The 1,863-nt window shown below is 56.5% G+C and carries 1 rRNA gene (only partly in view); it reads left to right on the top strand.

Going from position 1 to position 1,863, the window contains the following annotated elements:
• Positions 1-1,830, top strand: a 23S ribosomal RNA gene (locus tag ACZ516_RS33815); it begins 1,371 nt to the left of the window's first position.
• Positions 1,831-1,863: the final 33 nt, after the last annotated feature.

The raw sequence follows: 1,863 nt of genomic DNA, 5'->3' as shown, positions 1-1,863 counted from the left end.
TGGGATGGGTAGGGGAGCGTCGTGTGCCGGGTGAAGCTGCGCCGGAAGGCAGTGGTGGACGGTTCACGAGTGAGAATGCAGGCATGAGTAGCGATACATACGTGAGAAACGTGTGCGCCGATTGACTAAGGGTTCCTGGGTCAAGCTGATCTGCCCAGGGTAAGTCGGGACCTAAGGCGAGGCCGACAGGCGTAGTCGATGGATAACCGGTTGATATTCCGGTACCCGCTGTGAAGCGTCAAACATCGAGCCCATTAATGCTAAGGCCGTGAAGCCGCCCTGATCTCTTCGGAGTTGAGGGGAGTGGTGGAGCCGCTGACCCAAGGTGGTAGTAGGTGAGTGATGGGGTGACGCAGGAAGGTAGTCCAGCCCGGGCGGTGGTTGTCCCGGGGTAAGGGTGTAGGCCGTGCGGTAGGTAAATCCGTCGCACATTAAGGCTGAGACCTGATGCCGAGCCGATTGTGGTGAAGTGGATGATCCTATGCTGTCGAGAAAAGCCTCTAGCGAGTTTCATGGCGGCCCGTACCCTAAACCGACTCAGGTGGTCAGGTAGAGAATACCGAGGCGTTCGGGTGAACTATGGTTAAGGAACTCGGCAAAATGCCCCCGTAACTTCGGGAGAAGGGGGGCCATCACTGGTGAGGAGTCTTGCACTCTGAGCTGGGGGTGGCCGCAGAGACCAGCGAGAAGCGACTGTTTACTAAAAACACAGGTCCGTGCGAAGCCGTAAGGCGATGTATACGGACTGACGCCTGCCCGGTGCTGGAACGTTAAGGGGACCGGTTAGTGCACTTTCGGGTGTGCGAAGCTGAGAACTTAAGCGCCAGTAAACGGCGGTGGTAACTATAACCATCCTAAGGTAGCGAAATTCCTTGTCGGGTAAGTTCCGACCTGCACGAATGGCGTAACGACTTCTCGACTGTCTCAACCATAGGCCCGGTGAAATTGCACTACGAGTAAAGATGCTCGTTTCGCGCAGAAGGACGGAAAGACCCCGGGACCTTTACTACAGTTTGATATTGGTGTTCGGTTCGGCTTGTGTAGGATAGGTGGGAGACTTTGAAGCGGGCACGCCAGTGTTCGTGGAGTCGCCGTTGAAATACCACTCTGGTCGTGCTGGATGTCTAACCTCGGTCCGTGATCCGGATCAGGGACAGTGTCTGATGGGTAGTTTAACTGGGGCGGTTGCCTCCTAAAGAGTAACGGAGGCGCCCAAAGGTTCCCTCAGCCTGGTTGGTAATCAGGTGTTGAGTGTAAGTGCACAAGGGAGCTTGACTGTGAGACCGACGGGTCGAGCAGGGACGAAAGTCGGGACTAGTGATCCGGCGGTGGCTTGTGGAAGCGCCGTCGCTCAACGGATAAAAGGTACCCCGGGGATAACAGGCTGATCTTCCCCAAGAGTCCATATCGACGGGATGGTTTGGCACCTCGATGTCGGCTCGTCGCATCCTGGGGCTGGAGTCGGTCCCAAGGGTTGGGCTGTTCGCCCATTAAAGCGGTACGCGAGCTGGGTTTAGAACGTCGTGAGACAGTTCGGTCCCTATCCTCTGTGCGCGTAGGAATATTGAGAAGGGCTGTCCCTAGTACGAGAGGACCGGGACGGACGAACCTCTGGTGTGCCAGTTGTCCTGCCAAGGGCATGGCTGGTTGGCTACGTTCGGAAAGGATAACCGCTGAAAGCATCTAAGCGGGAAGCCTGCTTCGAGATGAGTATTCCCACCCCCTTTGAGGGGTTAAGGCTCCCAGTAGACGACTGGGTTGATAGGCCAGATCTGGAAGCCCGGTAACGGGTGGAGGTGACTGGTACTAATAGGCCGAGGGCTTGTCCTCAGTTGCTCGCGTCCACTGTGTTGGTTCTGAAAC

It is taken from the genome of Streptomyces sp. NPDC034037 (assembly GCF_055575715.1).
This window is presented reverse-complemented; position numbering and strand designations above follow the sequence as displayed.